Raw genomic sequence first — 23,200 nt, 5'->3', positions numbered from 1 at the left:
CCCGCCGCCGCGAGTGCCGCGTGCGAGACTGGCGGCGTGAGCGGGCCGACAGAGGAAACCAGCGGAGCACAGAAGAACGGCACATCGTGGCGCGATCGCGGCGACGTGATCGGGGGCGGGATCCTGTGGCTCGCCAAATGGTCGCTGGCCGTCGTGGCCATCGCGGCCGGTGCGTGGGTACTCGGATTCCTCACCGCCCGGCTGTGGGTGGTGATCCTCCCGGTCGCGCTCGCGATCGTGGTCGCGACGATCCTGTGGCCGCCGACGCGGTGGCTGACCTCGCACGGATTTCGCCCCGCCGCCGCGGCCTCGGTCACCGTGCTCGGATTCCTCGCACTGCTGGCGGGGGTGATCGCGCTGATCGTGCCGTCGGTGGCCGATCAATCGCCCGAACTCGCCGACAAGGCCACCGCGGGCGTCAATCAGGTGCGGGAATGGTTGCAGGGCCCGCCGTTGCGGGTGCGCGACGAACAGTTGGATTCCGCGGTCGACGCGATCGTGCAGCGACTCCAGTCCAGTTCCGAGCAGATCGCCTCCGGCGTCTTCACCGGCGTCAGCACCGCGACCTCCGCGCTCATCACGCTGTTCCTCGTGCTGGTGCTCGCCTTCTTCTTCGTCAAGGACGGACCGCGCTTCCTGCCCTGGATGCACCAGGTACTCGGCAACCGCAGCGGACGCCACGTCGAGGCGGTGCTGGAACGGGTCTGGGCCACCCTCGGCGGCTTCATCCGCACCCAGGCGCTGGTCAGCCTCATCGACGCGGTGTTCATCGGCGCGGGCCTGTTCATCCTCGGGGTGCCGCTGGCGATGGTGCTTTCGGTGATCACCTTCATCGGCGGATTCATCCCGATGGTCGGCGCTTTCGTGGCCGGTGCGCTGGCGGTACTCGTCGCGCTCGTCGGCAACGGGCTCACGACCGCGCTGATCGTGCTCGGCATCATCATCGCGGTGCAGCAGCTGGAAGGCAATGTGCTGCAACCGGTCCTCCAGAGCCGCAGCATGAAACTGCACGCGGTGATCGTGCTGCTGGCGGTGACCGCGGGCGGTTCGCTCTACGGCATCACCGGCGCCTTCCTGGCGGTGCCGGTGGTCGCGATCATCGCGGTGGTGATCCGCTATATCGGCGAGCAGATCGACGCGGTCAGCGGCCCGCCACCGGAGTCGGACCACGTCGACGTGTCCGACGAGCCGTCGCCCGAATCCGGTGGCGATCTCGCGCCGTCGGCCGAATAGCCCTCAGGCGCGGCGCGTGAGCGGGTCGCGCAATCCCAGGTGCTCGCGCAGGGTGGTGCCGGTGTACTCGGTCCGGTAGACCCCGCGTTCCTGGAGTTCGGGAACCAGCGACTCGACGATCTCGTCCAATCCGGTCGGCACCAGATACGGCGAGATATTGAATCCGTCGGTGGCGCCGTGGCGGACCCAGCGCGCCAGCTCGTCGGCTACCCCGGCGGGGGTTCCCGCGAAACCGGAACGGGCGGTGGTCGCGATGACGACCTGGCGCAGCGACAGATTCTCGGCCTCGGCACGGGCCCGCCACTCGCGGGCGATCTCCAGCGGATCCTGGCCGCCGCGCGGTGCGCCCCGGGTCTCGGAGATGGGACGCGGCTCCGGATCCTCCGCCGGGAGCGGACCGTCGGGATCGCGGTCGGACAGATCCTTGCCCCACACCTGACCGGCAAGCGACAGCGTTGTCTGGCCGGTGTACTGACCCTCGCGGACCCAGCGGACCTTCTCCTCGACCTCGGATTCCTTCTCCGCCAGCACGATCTGGGTTCCCGGCAGGATCTTGATGTCGTCCTCGGGCCTGCCCGCGGCGCGCAGCCGGGTCCGCACATCCCGCGCGAAGGCGAGGGCGTCGTCGAAATGGGTTCCGTGCCTGGAGAAGATGACATCGGCGTTGGCGGCGGCGAAATCGCGGCCCGTCGGGGAATCCCCGGCCTGGAAGATGACCGGATGTCCCTGCGGGCTGCGCGGCAGGGTCGGGCGTATGGTGGCGCGGATATGCGCGCCGGCGCGTTCCACCGGAGCGATCGCGTCGGGTTCGATCCAGTTCGCGCCGTGCTGGGAGGTCGCGATCGCGTGATCGCGCCAGGAATCCCAGATCTCGCGGACCGTGCCGACGAATTCGGCGGCCCGGTCGTAGCGGTGCGCGTGGTCGAGGTAGCCACCGCGCCGGAAGTTCTCGCCGGTCCACGCGTTGTCGGTGGTCACGGCGTTCCATCCGGCGCGTCCGCCGGAGATCACATCCAGTCCGCTCAGCCGTCTGGCCAGATCGGCGGGTTCGTTGTAGGTGGTGTTCTGCGTCGCGACCAGGCCGATGCGCTCGGTGATCCCGGCCAGGGCGGCCAATTGGGCGATGGCGTCGGGGCGGCCCGCGATATCGAGTTCGAGGATTCTGCCGTCCTGTTCGCGCAGGCGCAGGCCCTCGCCGAGGAAGAAGGCGTCGAACAGGCCACGTTCGGCGGTGGTGGCGACGCGGCGGAAGGTCTCGAAATCGATCTGCGATCCGCTGCTGGGATCCGACCAGATCGTGGTGTGATTCACGCCCTGGAAGAAGATCCCGAAGTGGACCTGTGCGTCGGGGCGCGGAATGTCGGCGGTCATGGTGATATCTCTCCTCGGATCAGGGGGTGACCGCGTAGCGGTTCGCCGGACGGGACAGCCCGAGTTCGGCCCGCAGGGTCGATCCGGGGACCGGTCGGTGTGCGAGGCCCGCGAGGATCAGGGCGGGCAGGACCAGCCGGGCCAGCACCGGAAGGTCCTCGTCGATGACCGCGGGATGCAGGCGCACGCCGTCGAGGTGGGAGGCCAGGCCGGTCAGCAGCGCGACCAGTTCGGCGGCCGAACCGGAGAACGACAGTCGTCCGGTCGATCGTGCGGGGGCGTGGCGATCGAGGTCGGCGAGCCGGTCCGCGGCGGTCACGGTGGGGGTGTCGAGGGCCACCGAGATCTCACCGAAGGTGCGCGGCGCGTCGGATCCAGCCGCCGCCGCGACGAGTTCGTCGACGGTGTTCCCGGTGACGAGCCGGACGTCGACCTCGCCTTCGACGCCGAACACCACTGGTTGGCCCTGCGGCGGGCGCGGCACGATCGCCGGACCCTTGACCGAGATGGTCCCGCCCTCGAAGTCGATGTAGTGCAGGCGATCCCGGTCGAGGAAGCGTCCGCTCGCGTAGTCGCGCACGACCGCGTCGTCCTCCCACGAATCCCACAGCCGCCGTGCCACCTCGATCGAGTCGCGCTGTTCGGCAGCGAGATCGGAATCCGCCGACACCACGGGACGACCCCAGGTGGCGGCGGCGCGTTCGTCGTCGACGCGCTGCGCGATCCAGCCCGCGCGACCGCGCGAGGAGTAGTCCAGCGTCGCGATCTGCGAGGCGGTGTGGAACGGCTCGGCATAGGTGGTGGCCACGGTCGGGACCAGGCCGATGGTGCTGGTCGTCGCCGCCACGAACGACGCCCGCGTCACCGCGTCGATACGCCCGGGCACCGCGTCGTCGGGCAGGATCGAATCCGCGAACGTGGCCAGGGTGAATCCGGCGTTCTCGGCGGCGACGACCCGTTGCCGGACCGTGTCGCCCGAGAGCAGCCGGTCCGGTGTGCGGCCCGAGCGCCGCCACGCGGCCGGGTGGTACCCGTCCCCGTCGAGTTCTATGCCGACACCGAACGCACCCATACGCCACCTGCTTCCGCCCGAGAGAACACTGCTCGAACCTCTAGGATTCGACCCGGTAGCCGCCACCGCGACGGTTTTCCTCGCTCTGATCCGAACCGGTCGTTCGGGAATAATCGGCAGGTCGTCCAGCCGCGTCGCGCGGACTCCGGATTCGGCGTCGCGTCGTGAGCGCAGCGACCAGACTGTCTCGGTGACCGCATTTCCCCTGTCGCCTCGGCGACGTGACGAACTGGCCGCACTTCTCGCCGACGAGCACCGGCTGCGCGCCGAGCATCCCGCCGTCGCCGACTATCTCGACACCGCCCCGCTTCTCGCGGGCACCGGCGACGAGAGCGCCGATGGCGCTTTCGATCTCGGGCTACTGCACTATCTGACCGGCGGTGCGGCCGACAATCCGTACTGGGAGATCGTCCGCCCCACGGTCACGCCCGGCCCGGACAGCCGCGGCCGCAGACGCGAAGCCAACGGCGGCGACCCTCGCGGCAGTGCCAGGCTCGCGTTCGCGCAAACCGTCCTCCAATCCGCCTACGCCTACGCGGTTCCCGCGCCGGAGACGCTGGATTGGATCGTCGCCCGCTGCCAGGGCCGTCGCCTCGTCGAACTCGGTGCCGGACGCGGCTACTGGGCCGCCCAGCTGTCGCGTCGCGGTGCGGAGGTCCTCGCCTTCGACGTCGAACCGCCCGGCGCGCGCTCGAACCTGTCGTTCCCGGCGACCTCGGGAATTCCCGAGACCTGGCATCCGGTCGGCGATCTCACCGCGTTCGCCCACATCGACACCACCGACGCCGTCCTGTTGCTGTGCTGGCCGCCGGGATGGGACGACCCGATGTCGTCGGAGGCGTTGAACCACTACCGCGAGGCCGGGGGCGACCGGCTCGTCTACATCGGTGAACCGCGCGGCGGCCGGACCGCGAACGAGTCCTTCTTCGCCACGCTCGACGCCGAGTGGGTGCTCGTCGAACAGGACCCCGATTTCGTCTCCTGGTGGAATCTGGCCGACGCGGCGCAGATCTGGCGCCCGCGCGAATGACGCTCGAATTCGTGGTGGAGTGCTACTCTAGAGCGGGGCTCTAGGACGAAGGAGTTGTGGTGCCTGATCTCGTCGGATACACACGAGAAGGTGCCGTCGCCACCATCGCGATGGATGACGGTAAAGCGAATGTGATGTCGCAGAACATGATTCGCGAATTGACGGCGGCGCTGGCGCAGGCCGAGACGGACCGGGCCGTGGTCGTGCTGACCGGGCGGCCTCGGCTGTTCTCCGCCGGATACGACCTCGCGATGTTCGGTCGCGATCCGGAGGAAGTCGTTCGGACCCTGCGGGCGGGCGGCGAACTCGTCCACCGACTACTGAGTTTTCCGTATCCGGTCATCGCGGCCTGCGCCGGACACGCGATCGCGCAGGGTGCGTTCGTGCTGCTCGCGACCGATGTGCGCTTCGGCGTCGCCGGTGATTTCAAGATCGGACTGAACGAAGTCGCGATCGGACTCACCATCCCGCACTACGGCGTCGAGACGGCCCGGCATCGGCTCACCGCACCCGGATTCGATCGCGCGGCGGGCACCGGGGCGTTGTTCGCGCCGGGGGAAGCGCGCGACCTGGGTTTCCTCGACGTCGTCGCCGAGGACGAGGACGCGTTGCGCAGCGGCGTGTACGCCGAGGCCGAACGGCTCGCGGGCTTGGACATGGTCGCGCATCTCGGCACGAAGACACGGGTGCGGGCCGCGGTGCTCGAGGCCGTGCGATCCGGTATCGATACCGAGTTCGGGGTCTAGGTGGCGGGGGACACCCGCGACCGGATCCTGGCCGAGGCGAGGACGCATCTGCTCGCGAAGGGGTATCCGGCGTTCACCGTCGCCGCGGTGCGCGATCGGCTCGGATTGTCCAGCGGCAGTATGTTCCACGCCTTCGGCTCCAAGGCCGGGCTCGCGGCGGCGGTCTACGTCGAAGCGATGCTGGACTACCAGCGCGCCGTGCTCGACCGCCTCGGTTCCGGCGACGGCGAGCGCGACGTACTCGCGTTCATCGCCGCGCATCTGGGCTGGGTCGAAGATCGCCGAGAGCTCGCGCGCTTCCTGTTCGCCACCCTGCCCGACGAGGTCGGAGCCATAGCGAAACCCGCACTGGCGCAGCACAATCAGGAATTCTTCGACGCGCTTCGACGCTGCTACGCGGAGCTGCCCGGCGCCGGAGCCGACGACGGTTCCGGTTTCTCGCTGGCACACGCGCTCTGCGTCGGACCGGCCCAGGAGTACTGCCGCCAGTGGGTCCGCGGCGGCGTCGACACACCGCCGCGAACCCACACGCGAACCTTCCAGCGGGCGGCGCTGGCCGCCCTCGCGACCCTATCCGCGCGCTGACACCGAGGCGCGGCGGTCGATGAACCTGCCCACCAGCCACGCCACCGCGACGGCGGCGAGGAACGACAGCAGCGACGCGCTCATCCACGGCTGCTTGGTGAAATGCAGCCATTCCTGTACCCGCACCCAGGCATCGGTCCACACGCCCGCGTCGCCGGGATTGATCAGCTGGTACACCGAGAGGCCGACCAGCCAGGCCACGATCATGCCCCAGCGTGACGGCGCGTCGGCGGCGGTGTTCCACTCGCCGTGCGTGCGCAGGAAGAAATCGGCGACGAGAACGCCGAGCAGCGGCACGAATACCGAGCCGATCAGGCCGAGGAAGCCGAAGTAGTCGTCCATGTCCAGCCACAGCGCCAGTACCGTGATCAGCGCGCCGAGCCCGATCGAGAGCGCCCTGCGGTCGACGCGCGGCGCGAGGTTCTGGATCGAGATCGCGGTGGAGTACACGTTGGCGAAGGACTGGTCGGCTTCGCGCAGCACCAGGATGAAGAAGAACGCCGCGCCGAGGGTGACGCTGAGGAACGGCCCGTAGGTGCCGTCGCCGGTGGACAGCGCGAGCGCGAACAGACCGAGGATGTAAGCGAGGATCTGGGTGAGTCCGTACGCGCCGCTCGCCGCCCCGAACGCCGCTTTCGTGCTGCGCGAGTGACGGGTGTAGTCGGCCGCGACCGGCATCCAGGAGATCGATACGGCCAGTGCGGCATCGGTGGCGATCCAGAACAGCGACCAGTCGGCGCCGAACGGGCCGTTGCCCTCGGGGCCGGGATCGGCGGTCAGATCGGGCAGGCCCGCACGGAAGAACTGGATGTAGAACCAGAGCAGCGCGACGCCGACGCCCACCGTCACGAACCGGCGCAGCAGTCGTACCGACCCCAGCGGCCAGATCGTGAGCACGGTGGTGATGACCCCGGCGACGACGACGTAGAGCCAGCGCGGACCGCCGCCGAACATCTCTTCGGCGGCATTGCCGATGACGATCAACTCGAAGGTGCCCCACCCGATGAGCTGGGCGATATTGAGCACCGTCGGCACATAACTGAGTTTCGCGCCGAACAGACCCCGCAACAGCATCATCGCCGGTTTGCCGGTTTTCGCGCCGGGGACGGCGGCGAGCCCGAGCATCAGTCCGCCGACCACGGTGCCGATGATCATCGCGACGATGCCCGCCGCGATCGAGATCTGCGCCGCGCCCTCGGTATTCGGCGCGAGGACGGTGTAGGCCCCGGAGAACGCGAAAAGACTGACGCCCAGATTCGCCCAGAACGCGCTCTGATCCCAGAACGACAGCACCCTCGGCGCGGGCTGATCCAACGTGAGCGGGGCCTCCTGGCCCGTCGTGTCGGCGGTCGATGAGGCCATCGGGCAACTCGCTTCCCTACGCCGGCATTACCCGGACAGGTTCATGCGGTCGGCGGCGCTTCGGGTCCGCCCTCTCAGCCCGGCCATTTCCGAGCTCCCGCGGGTGTATATCCGGGCAAATGGTACACGCGTACTGGCACACGCACCGGGGCGAGTTCGCGATCGGCGGATGTGGGCGCGCTGGCGCACCGACCCCGGGTAGCGCGGTCAGGGTTGCGGTGCGCGGTGGGTCCGCAGGGCGTGGTCGAAGCGATCGAGCAGAAAAGCCGTGGCCCGCTTGGCGATCGGGGTCCAGACGGCGGCGTCGAACCCGTGGAACGCGCCGGGAAACAGCTGGAACTCGACCGGCACGCCCGCTGCGCGCAAGGCATCGACGTAGGCGATGGTCTCGTCGCGGAAAGGTTCGATGCCGCCGACGAAGCTGATCGTCGGCGGCAATCCGGCGAAGTCGGCGGCGCGTGCGGGTGCGGCGTAGGCGGGCACGTTCCCGCCGTAGAGATCGCCCAGGTAGAGACGCCAGGCCGATTCGTTGGTGACCGCGTCCCAGACCGGGGCGTTGTTGTCGACGGCGGAGTCGGTGCCGCCACGGTCATCGATCATCGGGTATATCGGCATCTGGAAGGCGATGGCGACCTCGCCGTGGTCGCGGGCATACAGCGACACCGCCGCGGTGAGACCGCCGCCCGCCGAGGCCCCGCCGACCGCCAGTCGGTCGGTGCGGACCCCGAGTTCGTCGGCGTGATCGCGCGACCACAGCAACGCGTCGTAGCAGTCCTCGAACGCCGCCGGATACGGTGCCAGGCGGCTGAGTCGGTAGTCGGGGGAGACGATCACGCAATTGCCGGTGCGCACGAGTCTGCGCATGGCGGCGATTTCCCACTCCGGCGCGCCCATGGCGTAGCCGCCGCCGTGGATCCACAGGATCCCCGCCGCCTCCGGTGCCGGGTCGGGGCCGGTGACGATCAGAACGCGCAGGGGCGAGCCGTCGCGCCGACGGATCCATCGTTCGCGGCGACGGATACCGCCGATCGGCACGGCGCGCGCTATCCGGTCCATGATCGGTGTCGGCTTCCGCAGTTCGTCGACGGTGCGCGCGCGTCCGGCCGCCCTGCCCAGCACCGCGGCCGCCCTTCGCAGGCCGGGATCGATCATCGTCTCGGTGACATGCATGGTGTTTCGCTCTTTCACACGGTCGCCGCGCTCCGCGACAACAGGACGGCACGGGGGCTTGGAGTGTCGTGATCCCATCCGGTCGCGGAGATATAGCATTTCCGCATCAGCGGTGCCGGGGATTCGACGGCGGCCGCGTATCGGAGCTTCTCTCGCTCGAGTCGACGGTGCCGTAGCGGGGCGGTCGGCGCACTCGTCGAAAGGTTTGCGCGATGACCCTCATGTCCTCGGCCGCTCGGTGTCTCGGGTTGGTCGTCTTGCTGCTCGGACTGACCGTACCGGCCGCGGCGACGCCGACGGCGTCGGATCTGGTGCAGGCGGGGCGCTGGCTCACCGACGAACAGGGCCGGGTGATCACCGTGCACGGTGTGAACATGGTCTACAAATATCCGCCGTACTTCCCCGCGGCGGGCGGTTTCGGCGAGGAGGACGCCCGGTACCTGGCCGAGCACGGTGTCAACGCGGTCCGGCTCGGGTTCGCCTGGACGGCCGTCGAGCCGCAGCCGGGCGTCTACGACGACGACTACATCGCGCAGATCGCGCAGACCCAGGGTGTGCTGGCGGAGTACGGCATCTACAGTCTCATCGATTCCCATCAGGACGCGTTCAACGAATCGGTCGGCGCGAGCTGGAGCGGGTTCCCGAACTGGGCGACATTCACCGACGGGTTCCCGTTGCAGCCCGATCCGGGCTTCCCGTTGGTCTACTTCGTCAGCCCCGCGCAGAACCAGACGTGGGCGAATTTCTATCGCAACCGCGCCGCGGCCGACGGCGTCGGGGTGCGGGATCATTACGCGGCCATGTGGGAGCACGTCGCGCGACGCTTCGCCGACGAACCGTATGTGCTCGGCTACGACCTGATCAACGAGCCGTGGCCGGGGTGGGAATACCCGACCTGTTTCCCGCAGGGCTGCCCCCGGTTCGAGAACGACGTCCTCGCCCCGTTCCAGGCCGAGGTGATGAACGCCATCCGCCGGGTCGACTCGAAACACGTGCTGTTCTACGAGCCTTCGGTGACCAACGACTTCGGCACTCCGAACTGGATGCCGAATCCGACCGGTGATCCGAACGCGGGGATGAGCTTCCACGACTACTGCGTGGGTCGGGACGACGCCTGTGTGAGCAGCGGATTGGATCGCGCCGACCGCGAGGGCGTCGTCGGGATGGTGACCGAATTCGGCGCGACCAGGGACTGGTCGAAACTGACCCGTCTCGGCGATCTCTACGACGACCGCATGGTCTCCTGGATGCTCTGGTCCCTGTCGCAGAACCAGACGCCGGGTCATCCGCAGGAACCGCCCACCGGTCCCGACCTGATGGACCCGGCGATCGTGCGGGCCTATCCGCAGGCGGTCGCGGGCACTCCGCTGCAATGGCGCTACGACAGCGCGACCGGCGCTTTCACCCTGCGCTACCGCGCCGTTCGCGTCGATTCCGGCCAGCCGTTCCCCCTCGGAGCCCGGACCGAGGTGTCGCTGCCGCGGAGCATCTACCCCGGCGGCTACGACGTCGACGTCCAGGGCGCCGATGTCGTCTCCGAACCCGACGCCCCGATGCTCGAACTGACCGCCGCCCCCGGGCAGGACCCGGTGACGGTGACGGTCACGCGGCGGTGATCGACGCCGAGGACGCGGCGAACGTCCTCGGCGTGCGACGCCGACAGTCCGACTACGCGGGTGAATCGGGTCGTGTCTCTTGTCGGATATATGCGGTGCCCGTGCGCGCCTAGGCGGTTCAGTGGTGGATGTCAAGCCTGCGGGGGCGGGAAATCGGCGTGGTCAGAGGGGGAATCAGATCGGTCCTTTCGGAATTGAGAATGTTATTCTCATGGAAGTACATCTTCATTCCGCGAAAGGAGGGAGGCTGAGATGCTGTTCGAGTTCGACGCCGACCAGCGACTATTGCGCGATACGGTGCGTGAGGTCACGGCTAGAGAGTGCCCACCGGCGCTCATTCGAGACATCGTCGACAAGGACCTCGACGCCGGTCAGCTATGGCAGACCTACGTCGGTCTCGGCTGGACCGAACTGACGGATCCGGACCTCGCCGTGGAATTGGCCATCGTGCTCGAGGGCCTCGGTCGGGCCACCGATCCCACGCCCTTCCTCGCGTCGGTCTCGCAGTTCGCCCCCCTCGTTCCCGACACGGGAGCGATCGATCGGCCCGGTACCGCCGTGTATTCGGGTGTGGTGCCCAGCCGCGACGGCGCGGGCTGGCGGTTGAACGGCACCGCGCGCCACGTGCTCGACGGTGACCGCGCCGAGCAGTTCGCGGTGGTCACGCCCGCGGGTGTCTTCGTCGTGCCCGCGTCCGCGGTCACCGTGCGCCGCACCGCGATCTTCGATCCGGTGCTGCATGTCGCCGAGGTCACCTTCTCCGATGTGTCGGTCGGCAACGCCGACCGCAGCGGTATCGACACCGAACGCGCGCGTCAGCACGCGCTGACCGGCATGGCCGTGACCACCGTCGGCGCCTGCCAGCGGATTCTGGATCTGGTCCTCGAACACGTCCGCACCCGCAAGCAGTTCGACGCCGCCATCGGATCGTTCCAGGCCGTCAAGCACAAGGCCGCCGATATGCACATCGCGATCGAACGCGCCCGCGCGCTCGGCTATTTCGCCGCGCTGTGCCTGGCCTCCGACGACCCGCGCAGGCGGCTGGCGGCCTCGATGGCCAAGGCGTCGGCGGGCGAATGCCAGTCCGTGGTGTTCCGGCACGGGGTTCAACTCTTCGGCGCCATGGGGTTCACCTGGGAAAATGACCTACAGTTCGCGCTCAAGCGAGCCAAGGCCGGCGAGTTGCTGCTCGGCGGCGCGGCCGAGCACCGTGCGCTGATCTCCGAGGAGTACCGTGCAGCTCACGTTTGATTCCGATGTCGAGGAATTCCGGGCCGAATTCGTCGCCTTCCTCGACGCCAACCTGCCCGGCGAGGACGTCGCCGTCGAGCGGTCCGGATCCAGCGCCGACGTTCCGGAGTGGGCACGGCAGTGGCAGCGGCTGATGTTCGACAGCGGTTGGCTGCTGCCCGCCAATCCGCCCGAGTTCGGCGGGCGCAACGCCACGCTGATCCAGCAGTACGTGCACCTGGAAGAACTGTCCAAGCGGCGGATCTACCACAGCTTCAACCCGCAGGGCCTCGGCATCATCGCGGCCTCGCTGCTGTCGTTCGGCACCGAGGAGCAGAAGCGCCGCTGGGCCGTGCCGATCCTGCGCGCGGAGATCACCGCCGCGCTCGGCATGAGCGAGCCGGGCGCCGGTTCGGACCTGGCAGGGCTGCGTACTCGCGCGGTTCGCGAGGGCGACGAATTCGTCGTCGACGGCCAGAAGGTCTGGACCTCGGGCGCGCACGACGCCGATGTACTGCTCACCTTCGTGCGCACCGATCCGACCGCGCCCAAGCACAAGGGCATCAGCGTGCTGCTGATCCCGACCGATTCGCCCGGTGTGACCAGGCGGCCGTTCCCCTCGGTGTGCTCGCCCGACGATCTGGACTTCAACGAGGTCTACTTCGAGGGCGTCCGGGTGCCCGCCGAGAATCTCATCGGCGAGGTCAACGGCGGCTGGTCGGTGGCGAACGGGTCGCTCGGACACGAGCGCACGCTGCTGTGGCTGAGTTTCGCCGATCGGCTCGAGGATCTGCTCGGTGATTTCCGTCCGCACAGCGTGCAGGATCACGACGCCTTCGCGAAGCTGGTCATGGACAACCAGGCGCTGCGGCTGCTCGGCTCGGCGGCACTGGCCAGGGAGGCGCGCAACGAGCAGGATGTGCCCGCGCTGTCGATCCTGAAGGTGCTCGGTTCGGAGGCGATCCAGACGGCCTCCGAACAGGCTCTGTACTCGGTCGGGCTGGAAGGGCTCGCGCATCCGACCCTGAGCTCGCCGCCGAGTCGGATGTCGCTGGATCATTTCTCGTCGGGGTGGTTCGAGCGTTACATGCGTAGTTTCGCCGGCACCATCGCGGGCGGCACCTCCGAGATCCAGCGCACCATCATCGCCGAGCGGGTGCTCGGCCTGCCGCGCGCCTGAGCGCGGATAGACAGTTCGGGGGCGGTACGCGATTCGCGTACCGCCCCCGAGTCGTCGGCGGGGTCAGTGCCGGGTGTCGACCTCGATGCCGAAGGTGTTGATCGCCGACGCCAGCATGGCGTACGCGCCGACGGTGAAGACGAAATCCATGATCTGGCGCTCGCTGAAGCGTTCGCTCAGCGCGGCCCACGTCTCGTCCGACAGATTCGACTTCTCGTCGAGTTCGTCGACCGCCCGCAGGATGGCGAGATCGAAATCGTCGGTGATCTGGGCGTTGCCGCGCGCCGCCTCGACCTCGGTCTCGGTGAGTCCGGCGTCGATGCCCATCCTGGCGTGATGGTCCCACTCGTAAGCGCAGTTGCGGCGGTAGGCCACACGCAGGATTGCCAGTTCACGCACGCGCTCGGTGAGCGTGGACCGGAACAGCAGGTGCACGTTGAACGTCAGGAACGCCTTGGTCAGCGCGGGGTGGCGCGCCATGGTGGTGAGCACGTTGCCCGCCTTCTCGGCGTTGCGGCGCTCGGCGGGCAGCATGCGGGACAACGCGCTGATCACTTCGTCGTCCCACTCTTCCTCCGGAAGGGGGCCCAATCTCATCGCGTCCTCCTGATCACCTAGCGAGAATGCGATTTGCATTCTTGACTAACACATTTTCAAATCCGTGTCCCCCAGTCAAACCACCGCGCGCACCTCAGGTGAGCAGGCGATCCTCCGCCTCGTCGGAGCGGGCGGTGATGCCGTTGGCGCAGAAGTTCCACACCTCGGCGGCGCTGAGCGGTCGGGCGTCGGAGTCCACGCTCGCGGGCTGGGAGATGAACATGACGGTATGCATGGTCATCGCGGCCAGCCTGCGCGGGTTCGCGTCGCGCTGTAGCCGCGTCGACTTGTTCGCCTCGGTCATCAGCTCGGTGAACAGCGCGAACAGTGCCGCGTGCGCCATGCGCACCTCGGCGGGATGCGAACTGAGCAGCTGCGGAGCGAATTCGGTGAACAGCGGCCGCTTGGCGTCGGGGTCGGGACGGCAGAGCTGGAAGAGCAGTTCGACCGCGGTGCGCAACTTCTCCAGCGGTTCGACGCTGTTGCTGGTCGCGGCGCGGATCTGTTCGACGGTCCGGCCGAGCGCGTCCTCGTAGAGCGCGAGCAGCAGTTCGTGTTTCCCGTCGAATTGCAGGTAGAAACTGCGCAGCGACTGTCGCGACCGGTCGACGACCTCCTGCACCGTGAAATCGGTGCTGCCCTTCTCGGTGATGATCGCCTGCGCCGCGTCGAGAAAGCGCTGAACCCGTTGACTCGCACGGATTTTAGCCGTCCGGAGCGAGCGGTCCACCGCGCGTTGCTTCCACGCGGGCACGTTGCCTTCATCGGTACGGCTCATAGAGACCTCGAGCCGGTGCATCGATGGGCGGAAGCCCTCCGGAGGATGAACATCATTGAATAGTACCGGAAGGGAAGGAACATTCTACTGATTCGTATATCTCAATTCTTATCAGAAAGATCGAGACTATCCAAAATCAAGAACTACGTTCTCAGGCCCGGTGGGGCGCGTATCCGGCCTCGCTCCTGACGAGGCCGGTACGGAAGACCGCGCCGATCAGGCCGTCGGCTTGGACGAACGCCTGCGGAGCAGCACCGCGAGCAACAGCGCCGCGACACCGGCGAAGGCGAGGCCGCCGAGTTTGGTCGCGTTGCCCGCTCCCGCCGCGGCGAGCAGATCGATCGGTTCGGCCGGTTTACGGGGCGCCGACGAGGTCGGCGCCGTGGCGGTGGACGCCGAGGACGCGGCCGGGCTCACCTGCTCCGACGGCGGGACGGCGGCCAGAGTCGGCGGCGCGGGTTCGCCGCCGGGCGCCCCCTGTGTCGAGGCGGTGATCTCCTCGGCCAGGTTGGCGGCGAACTGGCCGATCAGCGTTCCGGCCACGTCCGCGAGCGCGCCACGCCCGAACTGGGCAGGTTTGCCGGTGATCGCCAGATCCGTGTCGACGAAAACCTCGGTGATGCCGTCGGTTTCGACCAGGCGGCAGGTGATGGTCGCCTTGGCCGTTCCGTTGCCACGGGTCTCGCGGCCGCGACCCTCCAGCACGGCGATGCCGCCGTCCTCGTCCTGGAACACGACCTTGATGACACCGCTGTAGCTCAGGCCGACGGGACCGAGCTTGACCTTGATCTTGCCGTGGTAGTCGTCGCCCTCCTTGGAGGTGATGGTCGCGCCGGGCACACAGGGGGCGAGGCGTTCCAGATCGAGCAGCACCGGGAAGGCCTGCGCGGCGGGGACGGGAATCGTGAAGGTGTTGTCGAGTTTCATTGGTGTCCTTCAGAGGTCGCGCGGATGTTCACGACTGCCGCGCCGCGGCGTCGGTCGTCTCCGCATCGTTCGCATCGGAATTGTTCGTCCGGTCGCCGTGCGCGTCGGCGATGGAATCGGCCGCGGCGCGAACGGCCCGGATGATGCCCTGGTATCCGGTGCACCGGCAGAGGTTGCCCGAGATCGCGTCGCGGATCTCGGGTTCGGTCGGGTCCGGGTTCGCGCGCAGGAAGGCGGTGGCCGACACGATGAAGCCGGGGGTGCAGAAACCGCATTGCAACCCGTGTTCGGCACGGAACGCGGCCTGCACGGGGGACAGGGTGCCGTCGGGGGCCGCGATGCCCTCGACCGTGGTGAGTTCGGCGCCGTCGGCCTGCACGGCGAAGATCAGGCAGGCCCGGACCGCGTCGCCGTCGAGCATGACGGTGCACGCGCCGCACACACCGTGTTCGCAGCCCAGGTGGGTTCCGGTCAGCCCGCATTTCTCGCGCAGGTAGTCGGCCAGGGTCAGTCGCGGCGCCACGATGTCGCGGCGCGACGCACCGTTGATCGTGACCTCGATCTCGATATCAGTCATCGCTCGCCTCCTCTACGGCACGACGCCACGCGCGCACCACCATTGCCGCGCCGACCCTGCGCCGATAGTCGGCGGAGCCGTGCACATCCGATGTCACCGAATCCAGTCCCGCCGTGGCGGACCGGCCGATTTCCTCGACGTCGATATCGTCGATCGAACGGCCGACGAGTCCGGCCTCGGTGGTTCTGGCCCGCACCGGTGTCGGAGCCAGTCCGATCAGTCCGATCGCGGCGCTCTCGATCCGCGAATCCGCGTCGAGGCGGACCGCGATCGCCGCTCCCGCCATCGCGAAATCGCCACTGCGGCGGGTGAATTCCTCGATGGCGTAGCCGCAGCGGCCGCGCCGGACCTGGAATCCGATCGCGGTGACGATCTCGTCGGCCTCCAGATCCGTCGACCACATGCCGGTGAAGAATTCGGCGGCCGGGACGACGCGGCGGCCACGGGGGGACAGCGTCTCGATCTCGGCGTCCAGCGTCAGTGCCACCGTCGGATATTCACCCGCCGCGTCGGCGTGGGCGATCGCGCCACCGATGGTGCCGCGATTGCGGATCTGGAAATGCCCGATGTGCGGGGTGGCCCGCGCCAGCAGCGGCACCGCGCGCCGCACCTCCTCGGACCGGCCGACCTCGGCATGGGTCGTCCCCGCCCCGATCCACACCGTGTCGTCGCTGGTCCGGATGCCGCGCAATTCGGTCACCTTGCGCAGGTCGACCAGATGGTCGAAGACGGCGAGCCGCAACGCCAGCATCGGCATCAGACTCTGACCGCCCGCGATGATCTTGGCCTCCTCGCCGAGGTCGGCGAGCAGGGTCACGGCCTCCTCGGCGGTGGCGGGGGCGTGGTATTCGAAGGCCGCCGGTTTCATGCGGGACCCTTTCCGGCGGCGCGCGCCTCGTCGAGCATCGACACGATCGTGGCGGGGGACAGCGGCAGTTTCGAGATCTCCACACCGAACGGCGACAGCGCGTCGGCGACGGCGTTGAGGATCGCCGGTGTCGAACCGATCGCCCCGCCCTCCCCGACGCCCTTGAAACTGCCCGGCCCCGGGCTCGGGGTCTCGACGTGACCGACCTCGATGCGCGGCACCTCCGACGCCGTCGGCATCAGGTAGTCGAGGAAGGTGGTGGCGACCGGGTTGCCGCTCTCGTCGTAGGCGAGATTCTCGTAGAGCGCGCCGCCGATGCCCTGCACGGTGCCGCCGTAGATCTGGCCCTCGACCACGGCCGGGTTGATCATGGGGCCGCAGTCCTCGCTCACAATGTAGCGAAGCAGTGTCACCTCGCCGGTCTCGATATCGACCTCGCAGGTGCACAGGTGGGTGGCATTGGCCCAGATCGCCATCTGCGTGGTCTTGTGCCGTCCGACGGCCTCGAGACCGGGCGGTATGCCCGGCGGCAGCGCGTCGGCCTGGAGGTAGGCGATCTCGGCGATCTCGGCCAGTGTGAGCGCCTTGTCGGGGGTGCCGACCACGGTGGCCCTGCTGGCGGCGAACTCGATCTCGTCCACGGCGACGCCGAGACGATGCGCGGCGATCGCGATGATGCGCTCGCGCAGGGGCGCGGCCGTCGCGGCGATCGCGCCCGCGGTCATCGAACCGGAGCGACTGCCCTGGGTGCCGCCGCCGAAGGGGGTGACGGCGGTATCACCCTGCACGGTGCGCACATCGGCGATATCGGCGCCGAGCGCGTCGGCGGTCAACTGGACGACGGTGGTCTCGATGCTGTTACCCGCCGAACCGCCCGCGACGAAGACGTTGACCTTGCCGCTGGGCGCGATCCGGATGGTGGCGCCCTCGGTGCTCAGGAACGGACTCGCGCCCGCCGTCGGCTCGATATAGGTGCAGGTGCCGACGCCGAGGTAGCGGCCTTCGGCGCGGGCGGCGCGCTGCTGGGCGCGGAAGGCGTCGTAGTCGAGCATCTGGACCGCCTGCTCCAACGTCTCCATCGGGGAGGCGTTGTCGTAGACCATGCCGTTGGGGTTGGGGAAGGGGAATTCGTCGCGGCGCAGGATATTTCGTCGGCGCAGTTCGATCGGGTCGATGCCGATCCGCCGCGCGGCGTGATCGAGCAGCACTTCGCGGGCCACCGACTCGAACTGCCACGGTCCGCGGTAGGCGATCCGGCCGACGGTGTTGGAGTAGAGGAATTTCGCGTGGAAGGAGGCGTTCGTGACCCGGTAGGGGCCGGGGAACAGCATGCCGACCGGAACGCCGCCGGTGATCGGTGAGGGCGCCGGGTAGGCGCCGACGTTCTGCGTGTGCTCGATGGAGGCGGCCAGGATCTTGCCATCCTCGTCGAAAGCCATTCCGACAGAGGCGTGTTCGTGTCGCGACATCCCGGCGGACATGAGGTTTTCCTGCCGGTCCTCGATCCATTTCACCGCCGAGCCGAGTGTGCGCGCCGCCAGCAGCACGCAGGCCTCTTCGCGCAGCGGCGCGACTTTCATGCCGAAGCCGCCGCCGGTGTCCCGGGCGAGGACGCGCACCTGGTGCTCGTCGATGCCGAGCAGTCGCGCGGTGAAACCGCGAACCTCGAAGGGGGATTGGGTGGAGGCCCAGATCGTCATCTCCGAGGTGGGGATCGACCATTCCGCGACGATGCCCCTTGTCTCCATCGGCACCGGCGAATAGGCCTGCTGGAAGATCTGCTGGCGCACCACGTGGGCGGCCGAGTCGAAGATCGGCGCGAGGTCGGAGGCCGGTCGGCCGCCGATCTCGCCCGCGGAATTACCGGCGAAACCGGCGTGCACGAGGTTCGGTGATTCGCCCGCGGTGATGTAGTCGACCACCGGGTCGAGCGGCTCGTAGTCGACGATCACCTGTTCGACGGCGTCCTCGGCGATATAGCGATCGACGGCGATCACGAGGACCACCGGGTCGCCGACGAAGCGGACCTCCTCCTCTGCCAGCGGCGGACGCGGCACCGGCGGCATGCCGATCATGTCGAGCCCGTAGGAGATCTGGTGCGCGGTGGGATTGAGGTCGGCGGCGGTGTAGACGGCCAGTACGCCGTCGAGTTCGAGCGCGCCGGAGACGTCGATGTCGCCGATGCGCGCGCGTGGCAGCGGGCTGCGGACGAAACACGCGTGCACCATGCCGGGCCGCGTGACGTCGTCGACGAAGGTGCCCGCTCCGGTGACCAGGCGCGCGTCCTCGACCCGGGGTACCCGGGAGCCGACAACGCCGGTGCTGGGAGGGGTGTGCGTGCGGGTCATCGCGCGGGTCTCCGGCCGTATCCGCCGTCCACCCCGATGGGCTGCCTGGAAGAAGTCATCCGGCTGGTACTCCGTTCACCTCGGATGCCGACCGGTGCCGCCCCGCGCGGGCTTCGGCGCCGTCGGCGAGTTCGGACATCGTGAGGGGCATCGTGATCGGAGGTCGGCGTCGGGCGCGCGGGCCGGGGCTGCGGGCCGCTCGCGGGACGACGGGTGCCGTTCGTGGATGCTGAACATGTGTTTAGCATTGAGATTCGCGGGATGTCAACCTCCTATGCCGTAAACGGATATGTCGCTAGAATCGTACGAGAATTGTATTCTCGCTGACAGTGCGACGTGATCGGAGTCCCTGGCAGGCTCCCATCCGATCGGCGGCGGGCCGTTCTCGCGGGCCGGAGCCGATGACTGCGAGAGGACTCCCATGCGTGAACTCGGTGCGCATCTGCTGCGATGGCATGCCGCGGGAGCCCCGTATGTGCTGGCCACGGTGGTCGGCGTGACCGGAAGCGCGCCGCGCCCGCCCGGGGCGACGATGGCCGTCGACGCCGAGGGCAATATTCGGGGGAGTCTGTCCGGAGGATGCGTCGAGGGCGCGGTCCTCGAATTGTGCGGTCGTGTGCTCGAGACCGGTGAGCCAGTCCGCGAGATTTTCGGATACAGCGATAGCGACGCCTTTGCCGTCGGCCTGACCTGTGGCGGTGAGTTGGAGATTCTGGTCCATCGGGTCACCCCGGACCGGTATCCGATCATCGAAGCCGTGCTCGACGCCGACGGTGGACCGGTCGCGCTCGTGCGCGATCTGGAGTCGGGGGAGATGCTGGCGCTGCGCCCGGACAGCGTGGTCGGGCCCGACGCCGACCCGACGCTCGTGGCTCGGGCGCGGGCCATGCTCGACACCGCGAGCACCGCGGTGCGGGTGATCGGCTGCGCTGATCGGGAAAGAACGGTTTTCGTAGAATCGTTCGCGTCGCCCCCGCGCATGCTGGTCTTCGGCGCGACGGATTTCACCACCGCGCTGTGCCGGGTCGGCCGGTTGCTCGGCTATCACGTCACCGTGTGCGAGGCGCGTCCCGCTTTCGCCGATCCGGCCAGGATGCCCGACGCGCACGAGGTCGTGCGGGAATGGCCGAACACCTATCTCGCGCGCACCCACGTCGACGCGCGCACCGTGATCTGCGTGCTGACCCACGATCCGAAATTCGACATTCCCGTACTGGTCGAGGCGCTGCGACGTCCGGTGGCCTATGTCGGCGCAATGGGGTCGCGGCGCGCGGACCGGGAACGCAGGCTGCGATTGCGCGCGGCCGGACTGGGCGACGAGCAGTTGCGTCGGCTGCGTTCGCCGATCGGCCTCGAACTCGGCGGGCAGACGCCGGAGGAGACCGCCGTCGCGATCGGCGCGGAGATCGTCGCCGTGCGACGGGGTGGTTCGGCACGGCCGCTGTCGGTGACCGATCGCCCCATTCATCCGGGTGGCCTCGTGTCCGGCGTGACACCGGCCGAGCAACTCGCCACGGGGTGAACATCGGGGGGCTCGAGGTGCGGTCCCCGGCCGATACCGCCGGGAACCGCGCTCGTGGATCAGGCGTCGAGGAAGAGGTCGAGCGTGGGGTTGTCGCCGCCGCCGTAGCGGGACATGTCGTCGATGCCGGTGAAGCGCTTCACCGCGTCCTCGTCGATGAAGGTGTTCCCGGTGATCTTGCCCGAGGGCTGGGTCATGATCGCGACGGCGGCGTCGGCCATGATGCGCGGGCTGCGGGCGGCGTTAAGGCGCTCCTCGCCGTTGTCGAGATTGGCGACCGCCGAGGTGGCGATATAGGTCTGCGGCCACAGGCAGTTGAAGGCGATCACGGCGTCGGCGTACTCGGTGGCCCAGCCGAGGGTCAGCAGGCTCATGCCGTATTTGGAGAGGGTGTAGACCGGGTGCGCGCCGAGCCAGTACGGATTCATGTTGATCGGGGGCGCGATGGTCAGCACGTGCGCGTTGGCCGACTTGCGCAGGTGCGGCAGGCAGGCCTTGGTCAGCAGGAAGGTGCCGCGGATATTGATGTCCTGCATCAGGTCGAACTTCTTGGCCGAGAGTTGCTCGGTCGGCTCGGTGGCGATGGCGCTGGCGTTGTTCACGACCAGGTCGACGCCGCCGAACCGTTCGACGGCGAGGTCGACGGCCCGCTGGACGTCCTCTTCGTTACGCACGTCGCCGACCACCGCCGCGGCGTGTCCGCCTGCGGCCTCGACGTCGGCGGCCGCGGTGTGGACCGTGCCGGGCAGCCGCGGATGCGGTTCGGCGGTCTTGGCGAGCAGCACGACGTTCGCGCCCTGCTCGGCGGCGGCGAGGGCGATCGCCAGCCCGATTCCGCGACTCGCGCCGGAGACGACCAGCGTGCGGTCGGTCAGTTGTGTTTCCTGATCGGACATCGTTCTCCTCAGTCCCGAGAGTGTCCCGAGAATATTTTGCGGTCTCGTTCACACCAAACGGTATTGGCATTCTCCTTTTGCGAAAGTATCGTATTCAATGATGAACAACCAAGTGCAGACCTCGTCCGGAATCCCGCTGGAGCCGATCTACGGACCGGATGACCGGCGCGGTGACCCGCCCGACCCGGGCGCTTATCCCTTCACGCGCGGAAACTTCGCCACCGGCTACCGGGGGCGACTGTGGACTTTCCGGCAGTACTCCGGTTTCGGAACCGCCGAAGAGTCCAATGAGCGATACCGCTACCTGCTCGGGCAGGGCGGTACCGGCTTGTCGGTCGCGCTCGACCTCCCCACCCAATGCGGGTACGACTCCGACGACCCCGAGGTGAGTGAGGAAGTCGGCCGCGTCGGTGTCGCGGTCGACACCCTCGCCGACGCCGAGGTGCTCTTCGACGGCATCCCGCTGGACAAGATCAGCACGAGCTTCACGATCAACGGCACCGCCGCGATCCTGCTGGCCTTCTACGTGGCCGCCGCGGAGAAGAAGGGTGTGCCCAGGGAGAAGCTGACCGGCACGATCCAGAACGACATCCTCAAGGAATACGCCTCGCGCGGCACCTGGATCTGGCCGCCGGAGCCCTCGCTTCGCCTGATCGCCGACACCATCGAGTTCTGTGCCGCGGAGGTACCGCGGTTCAACGCGATCTCGGTGGCCGGGGCGCATTTCCGCGACGCGGGCGCGACCGCCGTGCAGGAGATGGCGTTCACGCTGGCCGACGGCGTCACCTACTGTGACACCGTCGTCGAGCGCGGCCGGATGACGATCGATCAGTTCGCCCCGCAGATCTCCTTCTTCTTCTACACCCACGGCGATTTCTTCGAGGAGATCGCGAAGTACCGCGCGGGCAGGCGTCGCTGGGCGACCCTGGTGCGCGAGCGGTACGGCGCGACCACCGACAAGGCCTCGATGTTCCGCTTCGGCTGTGTGGCCGGCGGCGCCTCGCTGTACGCGCCGCAGGCCCAGAACAACCTGGTCCGCGTCGCCTACGAGGCGCTGGCCTCGGTGCTCGGCGGGGTGCAGTCGATGTTCACCGCCGCGTGGGACGAGCCGTTCGCGCTGCCGAGCGAGGATTCGGCCACCCTGGCGCTGCGCACCCAGCAGGTGCTGGCCTACGAGACCGGCGTGACCCGGGTCGCCGACCCGCTCGGCGGCTCCTACTTCGTGGAAGCGCTCACCGACGCCACCGAGGAGAAGATCATCGAGATCATGCGTGACCTCGACGATCACGGCGGCATGGTGCGCTGCATCGAAGACGGTTACCTCCAGGGCCTCATCGCCGACGAGGCGTTCAAACTCCACCACGAGGTGGAGAAGGGCGAACGCCCGGTGGTCGGTGTCAACAAATTCGTCTCCGACGAACCCGCCCCCGATATCGGTACCTACGAACTCGACGCCGAGGGGCGCGAGCGACAGCTCAAGCGACTGGCGCGGGTGAAAGCCGAACGTGATCCCGCCGCCGTTCGCGACACCCTTGCCGCGCTCTCGCGCGGCGCCGAAGGAGACGACAACCTGATGCATCGCCTGATCGATTGCGCCAACGCCTACTGCACGGTCGGTGAGATGACCGCCGCGCTGAAGTCGGTATGGGGCGAATTCCAGCAGCCGGTGGTGTTCTGATGCCCGCTCGCGTACTGGTCGCCAAACCAGGTCTGGACGGACACGACCGCGGCGCGAAGATCGTCGCCCGTACGCTGCGCGACGCCGGATTCGAGGTGGTCTACACCGGGATTCGCCAGCGTGTGGAGGACATCGTCTCCATCGCCTTGCAGGAGGACGTCGCCGTCGTCGGACTCAGCATCCTGTCGGGCGCGCACGTCGCGCTCACCGCCCGCGTGGTGAACGCGCTGCGCGAGGCCGACGCCGGTGATATCGCGGTGGTCGTCGGCGGGACCATCCCGCAGGCCGACGTGCCGAAACTGCTGGAGGCCGGTGCGAAGGCGGTGTTCCCGACCAGCACCCCGCTCGAGACGCTCGTCACCGAGATTCGCGCACTGACCGGAACACCGGCCCCGTGATCCAACGGATGCCGAC

Annotated in this window: 21 protein-coding genes and 1 riboswitch; of the genes, 10 read left to right on the top strand and 11 right to left on the bottom strand. The window is 68.4% G+C overall.

Annotated features, from left to right (window positions below):
• The first annotated feature begins 36 nt into the window (after positions 1-36).
• Positions 37-1,233 carry an AI-2E family transporter gene (locus OG225_RS19640; RefSeq protein WP_405182995.1) on the top strand — a complete coding sequence of 399 codons (1,197 nt, stop codon included), beginning with the start codon at positions 37-39 and terminating at the stop codon, positions 1,231-1,233.
• 3 nt (positions 1,234-1,236) lie between these two features.
• Here the strand turns inward: OG225_RS19640 and OG225_RS19635 are convergent, their stop codons facing one another.
• Together OG225_RS19635 and OG225_RS19630 are read right to left on the bottom strand one after the other, a co-directional pair.
• The gene (locus tag OG225_RS19635) at positions 1,237-2,604 is read right to left on the bottom strand and encodes an NtaA/DmoA family FMN-dependent monooxygenase (RefSeq protein WP_405182994.1); all 1,368 of its coding nucleotides are present in this window, start codon (positions 2,602-2,604) and stop codon (positions 1,237-1,239) included.
• 19 nt (positions 2,605-2,623) lie between these two features.
• The gene (locus OG225_RS19630) at positions 2,624-3,676 is read right to left on the bottom strand and encodes an LLM class flavin-dependent oxidoreductase (RefSeq protein ID WP_405182993.1); all 1,053 of its coding nucleotides are present in this window, start codon (positions 3,674-3,676) and stop codon (positions 2,624-2,626) included.
• Between the two features lie 190 nt (positions 3,677-3,866).
• Between OG225_RS19630 and OG225_RS19625 the strand changes: the two genes are divergently transcribed.
• Genes OG225_RS19625 through OG225_RS19615 form a run of 3 tightly spaced genes read left to right on the top strand, consistent with a single transcriptional unit; the run spans position 3,867 to position 6,037 of the window.
• Positions 3,867-4,706, top strand: a complete 840-nt coding sequence (locus OG225_RS19625; protein ID WP_405182992.1) for a hypothetical protein — start codon at positions 3,867-3,869, stop codon at positions 4,704-4,706.
• Positions 4,707-4,765: 59 nt separating this feature from the next.
• The gene (locus OG225_RS19620; protein WP_405182991.1) at positions 4,766-5,452 is read left to right on the top strand and encodes a crotonase/enoyl-CoA hydratase family protein; all 687 of its coding nucleotides are present in this window, start codon (positions 4,766-4,768) and stop codon (positions 5,450-5,452) included.
• On the top strand, positions 5,453-6,037 hold the full coding sequence (locus OG225_RS19615; protein WP_405182990.1) for a TetR/AcrR family transcriptional regulator: 585 nt from the start codon (positions 5,453-5,455) through the stop codon (positions 6,035-6,037).
• Here the strand turns inward: OG225_RS19615 and OG225_RS19610 are convergent.
• Positions 6,023-7,399, bottom strand: coding sequence for a purine-cytosine permease family protein (locus OG225_RS19610; protein ID WP_405182989.1), 1,377 nt, complete (start codon positions 7,397-7,399; stop codon positions 6,023-6,025). The genes OG225_RS19615 and OG225_RS19610 overlap by 15 nt on opposite strands.
• A riboswitch (TPP riboswitch) is annotated at positions 7,397-7,510 on the bottom strand. (Overlaps the previous gene by 3 nt.)
• Before the next feature lie 96 nt (positions 7,511-7,606).
• Entirely contained in the window at positions 7,607-8,569 is a 963-nt protein-coding gene (locus tag OG225_RS19605; protein WP_405182988.1) for an alpha/beta hydrolase, read from the bottom strand.
• Positions 8,570-8,781: 212 nt separating this feature from the next.
• Between OG225_RS19605 and OG225_RS19600 the strand changes: the two genes are divergently transcribed.
• From OG225_RS19600 to OG225_RS19590, 3 genes are all read left to right on the top strand, one after another.
• Positions 8,782-10,185 (top strand): cellulase family glycosylhydrolase, encoded by a 1,404-nt coding sequence (locus OG225_RS19600; RefSeq protein WP_405182987.1) that lies wholly within the window; start codon positions 8,782-8,784, stop codon positions 10,183-10,185.
• A 252-nt stretch (positions 10,186-10,437) separates the two neighbouring features.
• The gene (locus OG225_RS19595; protein WP_405182986.1) at positions 10,438-11,436 is read left to right on the top strand and encodes an acyl-CoA dehydrogenase family protein; all 999 of its coding nucleotides are present in this window, start codon (positions 10,438-10,440) and stop codon (positions 11,434-11,436) included.
• Complete coding sequence (locus OG225_RS19590) at positions 11,420-12,595, top strand: acyl-CoA dehydrogenase family protein (protein WP_216909571.1); 1,176 nt, start codon at positions 11,420-11,422, stop codon at positions 12,593-12,595. Before OG225_RS19595 ends, OG225_RS19590 begins: the two co-directional genes overlap by 17 nt.
• A 63-nt stretch (positions 12,596-12,658) precedes the next feature.
• Here the strand turns inward: OG225_RS19590 and OG225_RS19585 are convergent, their stop codons facing one another.
• The 6 genes from OG225_RS19585 to OG225_RS19560 form a co-directional block, all read right to left on the bottom strand.
• Complete coding sequence (locus tag OG225_RS19585; protein WP_405182985.1) at positions 12,659-13,192, bottom strand: carboxymuconolactone decarboxylase family protein; 534 nt, start codon at positions 13,190-13,192, stop codon at positions 12,659-12,661.
• 94 nt (positions 13,193-13,286) lie between these two features.
• Entirely contained in the window at positions 13,287-13,970 is a 684-nt protein-coding gene (locus tag OG225_RS19580; protein ID WP_405182984.1) for a TetR/AcrR family transcriptional regulator, read from the bottom strand.
• Positions 13,971-14,186: 216 nt separating this feature from the next.
• The gene (locus tag OG225_RS19575; RefSeq protein WP_405182983.1) at positions 14,187-14,897 is read right to left on the bottom strand and encodes an SRPBCC family protein; all 711 of its coding nucleotides are present in this window, start codon (positions 14,895-14,897) and stop codon (positions 14,187-14,189) included.
• 28 nt (positions 14,898-14,925) lie between these two features.
• A complete protein-coding gene (locus OG225_RS19570) occupies positions 14,926-15,474 on the bottom strand; it encodes a (2Fe-2S)-binding protein (protein WP_405182982.1) in 549 nt (182 codons plus the stop codon).
• Positions 15,467-16,342: an FAD binding domain-containing protein gene (locus OG225_RS19565; RefSeq protein WP_405182981.1), complete on the bottom strand. Its 876-nt coding sequence runs from the start codon at positions 16,340-16,342 to the stop codon at positions 15,467-15,469. Before OG225_RS19565 ends, OG225_RS19570 begins: the two co-directional genes overlap by 8 nt.
• Positions 16,339-18,690 (bottom strand): xanthine dehydrogenase family protein molybdopterin-binding subunit, encoded by a 2,352-nt coding sequence (locus OG225_RS19560; RefSeq protein ID WP_405182980.1) that lies wholly within the window; start codon positions 18,688-18,690, stop codon positions 16,339-16,341. The genes OG225_RS19565 and OG225_RS19560 overlap by 4 nt, the downstream gene beginning before the upstream one ends.
• Before the next feature lie 421 nt (positions 18,691-19,111).
• Here OG225_RS19560 and OG225_RS19555 point away from each other — a divergent pair, with 421 nt between their 5' ends.
• Positions 19,112-20,212 carry an XdhC family protein gene (locus tag OG225_RS19555; protein ID WP_405182979.1) on the top strand — a complete coding sequence of 367 codons (1,101 nt, stop codon included), beginning with the start codon at positions 19,112-19,114 and terminating at the stop codon, positions 20,210-20,212.
• Positions 20,213-20,271: 59 nt separating this feature from the next.
• Here OG225_RS19555 and OG225_RS19550 read toward each other — a convergent pair whose 3' ends face one another.
• Positions 20,272-21,108 carry an SDR family oxidoreductase gene (locus OG225_RS19550; RefSeq protein ID WP_405182978.1) on the bottom strand — a complete coding sequence of 279 codons (837 nt, stop codon included), beginning with the start codon at positions 21,106-21,108 and terminating at the stop codon, positions 20,272-20,274.
• Between the two features lie 100 nt (positions 21,109-21,208).
• On the opposite strand from OG225_RS19550, the gene OG225_RS19545 reads away from it, so the two are divergent.
• Positions 21,209-22,786, top strand: coding sequence for a methylmalonyl-CoA mutase family protein (locus tag OG225_RS19545; RefSeq protein ID WP_109530625.1), 1,578 nt, complete (start codon positions 21,209-21,211; stop codon positions 22,784-22,786).
• Positions 22,786-23,184, top strand: a complete 399-nt coding sequence (locus OG225_RS19540) for a cobalamin B12-binding domain-containing protein (RefSeq protein WP_109530481.1) — start codon at positions 22,786-22,788, stop codon at positions 23,182-23,184. The genes OG225_RS19545 and OG225_RS19540 overlap by 1 nt, the downstream gene beginning before the upstream one ends.
• The last annotated feature ends 16 nt before the right edge of the window (positions 23,185-23,200 follow it).

The organism is Nocardia sp. NBC_01377 (assembly GCF_045040005.1).
GTDB lineage: Bacteria > Actinomycetota > Actinomycetes > Mycobacteriales > Mycobacteriaceae > Nocardia > Nocardia noduli.
The sequence above is the reverse complement of the archived record's forward strand: the minus strand, read 5'-3'. Positions and strand labels throughout refer to the sequence as shown.

What these genes read in the sequence shown, in the direction of transcription:
- OG225_RS19540 (WP_109530481.1), top strand. Translation starts at nt 22,786, where the DNA reads ATGCCCGCTCGCGTACTGGTCGCCAAACCAGGTCTGGACGGACACGAC.
- OG225_RS19600 (WP_405182987.1), top strand. Translation starts at nt 8,782, where the DNA reads ATGACCCTCATGTCCTCGGCCGCTCGGTGTCTCGGGTTGGTCGTCTTG.
- OG225_RS19575 (WP_405182983.1), bottom strand. Translation starts at nt 14,897, where the DNA reads ATGAAACTCGACAACACCTTCACGATTCCCGTCCCCGCCGCGCAGGCC.
- OG225_RS19555 (WP_405182979.1), top strand. Translation starts at nt 19,112, where the DNA reads ATGCGTGAACTCGGTGCGCATCTGCTGCGATGGCATGCCGCGGGAGCC.
- OG225_RS19550 (WP_405182978.1), bottom strand. Translation starts at nt 21,108, where the DNA reads ATGTCCGATCAGGAAACACAACTGACCGACCGCACGCTGGTCGTCTCC.
- OG225_RS19585 (WP_405182985.1), bottom strand. Translation starts at nt 13,192, where the DNA reads ATGAGATTGGGCCCCCTTCCGGAGGAAGAGTGGGACGACGAAGTGATC.
- OG225_RS19595 (WP_405182986.1), top strand. Translation starts at nt 10,438, where the DNA reads ATGCTGTTCGAGTTCGACGCCGACCAGCGACTATTGCGCGATACGGTG.
- OG225_RS19635 (WP_405182994.1), bottom strand. Translation starts at nt 2,604, where the DNA reads ATGACCGCCGACATTCCGCGCCCCGACGCACAGGTCCACTTCGGGATC.
- OG225_RS19545 (WP_109530625.1), top strand. Translation starts at nt 21,209, where the DNA reads ATGAACAACCAAGTGCAGACCTCGTCCGGAATCCCGCTGGAGCCGATC.
- OG225_RS19580 (WP_405182984.1), bottom strand. Translation starts at nt 13,970, where the DNA reads ATGAGCCGTACCGATGAAGGCAACGTGCCCGCGTGGAAGCAACGCGCG.
- OG225_RS19570 (WP_405182982.1), bottom strand. Translation starts at nt 15,474, where the DNA reads ATGACTGATATCGAGATCGAGGTCACGATCAACGGTGCGTCGCGCCGC.
- OG225_RS19610 (WP_405182989.1), bottom strand. Translation starts at nt 7,399, where the DNA reads ATGGCCTCATCGACCGCCGACACGACGGGCCAGGAGGCCCCGCTCACG.
- OG225_RS19605 (WP_405182988.1), bottom strand. Translation starts at nt 8,569, where the DNA reads ATGCATGTCACCGAGACGATGATCGATCCCGGCCTGCGAAGGGCGGCC.
- OG225_RS19565 (WP_405182981.1), bottom strand. Translation starts at nt 16,342, where the DNA reads ATGAAACCGGCGGCCTTCGAATACCACGCCCCCGCCACCGCCGAGGAG.
- OG225_RS19630 (WP_405182993.1), bottom strand. Translation starts at nt 3,676, where the DNA reads ATGGGTGCGTTCGGTGTCGGCATAGAACTCGACGGGGACGGGTACCAC.
- OG225_RS19560 (WP_405182980.1), bottom strand. Translation starts at nt 18,690, where the DNA reads ATGACCCGCACGCACACCCCTCCCAGCACCGGCGTTGTCGGCTCCCGG.